Genomic DNA, 590 nt, shown 5'->3' on the forward strand with positions numbered 1-590 from the left:
ACGGTGGGGAGTTATCTGGCCGCCGTCGGGGACATCCAGCTGGCCGCCAGCGGGGCAGATCCCTGGCCGCCTGCGGGGCGAACTACATGGCCGTTGACACTGAAGCCTCGTCATAATAAGCACCGTTGCAGTACTAGCCGAACGTGCCACACTGACCTGCGGAAGCCAGCACCCAGCAGCGAAGTTACCGCCCGATCAGGAGATCACGTTCCGCCTGAACCTCCCGTCCAGCCCTCGGCTGGCCAGCCGTTCGACCCAGCGTCGCCGAGGGAGATCCGGCAGCAGTACCAGTTCGTGAGCAACCTGCTGCGCGAGGAGCTCACGGCCGCCGAAGACCCGGATTGGCGCCAGCAGGTGCTCGACCACCTCGAACTCGCCTCGTTCTCAGCTGGCTACCTGTTCGCTGCGGCTGACCGCGATACGGTTCAGGTGGCGAGGGCGGCACACAACCTCGCCGCCCTCGCTCTCACACCGCTGCGACGGCCGTAGCTGTGAGCTGCCCCGAGTTTCGTGGAGTCCGCGATCGTGTGGTCAAGCAGTCTGAGGGACTTCCTCCAGGCTCGCCCAGTACGCCTGCTCGTATTCGTCGG

General features: G+C 65.6%; 1 protein-coding gene. It reads left to right on the forward strand.

Annotated elements, in window-relative coordinates; genetic code table 11:
• Window positions 1-294 precede the first annotated feature (294 nt).
• A complete protein-coding gene (locus tag OO57_RS37970; protein ID WP_033257485.1) occupies window positions 295-489 on the forward strand; it encodes a hypothetical protein in 195 nt (64 codons plus the stop codon).
• Window positions 490-590: the final 101 nt, after the last annotated feature.

Source organism: Kitasatospora phosalacinea, from assembly GCF_000717185.1.
GTDB classification, from domain to species: Bacteria; Actinomycetota; Actinomycetes; order Streptomycetales; family Streptomycetaceae; genus Kitasatospora; species Kitasatospora phosalacinea_A.